Source organism: Candidatus Methylobacter favarea, from assembly GCF_902806695.1.
In the GTDB taxonomy this organism is placed as follows: domain Bacteria; phylum Pseudomonadota; class Gammaproteobacteria; order Methylococcales; family Methylomonadaceae; genus Methylobacter_B; species Methylobacter_B favarea.
In genome coordinates, this window is sequence record NZ_CADCXN010000040.1 from 1 (window position 1) to 2,158 (window position 2,158).

Annotated in this window: 3 protein-coding genes; all 3 read left to right on the forward strand. The window is 55.6% G+C overall.

All coding sequences use genetic code 11. The features are described from left to right. The coding region (locus tag HUX64_RS03185; protein WP_425484241.1) for a TlpA family protein disulfide reductase at positions 1-475 on the forward strand (475 nt) is incomplete at its 5' end. Between the two features lie 114 nt (positions 476-589). Continuing rightward, on the forward strand, positions 590-814 hold the full coding sequence (locus HUX64_RS03190) for a DUF4266 domain-containing protein (protein ID WP_174624796.1): 225 nt from the start codon (positions 590-592) through the stop codon (positions 812-814). Next, positions 801-2,158, forward strand: a 1,358-nt coding sequence (locus HUX64_RS03195; protein ID WP_246246886.1) for a DUF3570 domain-containing protein, incomplete at its 3' end; no start/stop codon positions are given. The genes HUX64_RS03190 and HUX64_RS03195, both read left to right, overlap by 14 nt.

The following is a 2,158-nucleotide window of genomic DNA, read 5'->3' on the forward strand; positions in this document are numbered from 1 at the left end:
TATTTTACCCGTCCAGGCAATATTTGCCGTAGAGGCTGGCGGCAAAGCGCCTGATTGCGGGTTGACATCCATGCGCGATGCGCAGCGTATTGAGCTGCGGCAATTTTCTGGCAAAGTGTTGTATGTCGACTTCTGGGCATCCTGGTGCGGCCCATGCGTGAAATCATTTCCCTTCCTGAACAGCCTGCATGAGAAGTTCAGCAAGGAAGGCCTGCAAATTTTAGGCGTCAATCTGGATGAAAATCCCGCTGACGCCAGGGAATTTCTCGGTAAATATCCGGCCGACTTTACCGTGGCGGCCGATGCGAACGAGCAATGCGCCAGGGACTTTGACGTCAAGGCCATGCCGTCCTCCTATCTGATTGACCGTCAGGGCGTTGTCCGCCATATCCGACTTGGGTTTCGCCCCGGCGAAGCCAAGGAGCTGCAATCGCTGGTGGAGCGCTTGTTGGCGGAAGATGCCGGCGCCCGGTAATGGGATTGCGCTGCTATGGGACACCTCAGAGTTTGTGATGCGCTCCGCCTTCGCGGTTAAGGCTATTATTCTTTAGCGGAATTTGATGAAGTCAATGTTTATCAGGAACAGTGAATGAAAAGAAGTCAGCTTGCGCTGGCGGCAGCATGCCTTATGTTTGGGGCCTGCCTGTCGGGCTGCGCGCCGGTGGCTCCGTGGGAGCGCGGCAATCTTGCCAAGCCGGAGATGGCTTTGGACGTCAACCCGATGCTGAGCACATTGCGCTCGCATAATTACAGCAGCCGCGAAGCGGCCAGCGGTGGCAGTTCAGCGGCGGGCGGCGGCTGTGGCTGCTATTAAAAAAAAGAAAACTCTTGAAAGCAGCGCGGGCCGTTTGCTCGTTTCCGCTTGCCGCCGTTTGACCGGCTGCATAAAACCGCGTATTTCCAAACAGCAATCTGCGGCCTCGGCTAGTTCGCCGCTGCATGCGCTGACCGCGGCCGCTCTGGCGCTGCCGGGCTTAATGATGACTTCTGCGCAGGCGGCCGATGAGGAAGCCGGCTTTCAATATGGACACTACCAGGAGGGAAAGCGCCAGCTTTTCGGGGTTAAAAGCCGGTTCAAGCCTATCGAGGTGGAGAGTCTTCAGGGCAGCGGGAAAATTAAATTGGCTGATCGGGTCAGATTCGCTTTCAATTACATCCAGGATACCTGGGGCGGGGCCACCCCTATTGCGACGGCACCGCTGTCTTTTCAGGGCAATAGAGAAAATGGGGTAATTGCCGGGGCGACGCCTTTCTTGCAGAATAACAATGTCTATTTCGATGCGCAATTGAATCCTCTGCAAAGAAACAATGCAACTAATACTTTCAGCAAAGATCCGCAGCTGGTGCATACGCTGTCCTCCGCTTCGCCCGAAACCCGCAAGCAGGGTGACTTCAAGCTGAGTTATGAATGGGACGAGGCGGCATTGGATGTGGGCGGCGGCATTTCGCTGGAAAATGACTATGAATCCAGATTCGGAAATCTGGGCGGACACTGGGATTTTAACCAGAAGCTGACCACTTTGAACCTGGGCCTGAGTTATACCGTCAGCGATACTCAAGCCATAATCGATCATGACGCCGCGCCCTATATTTATGATACAACCTCCGGCACGGCCAGTTACAACGCCATGTACGATAGCCAGATAGAAATTCTTCCGGGCGGAAAAAGAATTCTGCACGGCAAGCGGCAAGATTGGACCACGCATTTCGGCCTGACCCAGATTCTGAACAGGAACGCGCTCCTTGAAGGCGGCGCGGGCTATACCCGCAGCACGGGATACATGGCTAATCCCTATAAAGCCGTCGAGACCGCGTTCATCGATCCCGCGCAAACGCCGGGGCCTTCGGGAGAGCTGACCGGGCTTGCTATCGGCTTGCTTGAACAGAGACCCGATGCGCGTAATCAATGGACGGGCGATCTGCGGTATGTCCAGCATATCGACGGCCTCAATGCGGCTCTACATTTGGATTACCGTTTTTTTCACGATGACTGGGGGATTAACGCCCACACCTTTGCAGCGGATTGGGTTCAACCTCTCGGCAACGGTTGGACGGTCACGCCGCGGGTGCGGTATTACTCTCAGGATGCAGCCGCTTTCTATCAGCCCTACCTGGTTTCGCACCAGGCGTTCAGCAAGCCCGTTGTCGATGCAAGCGG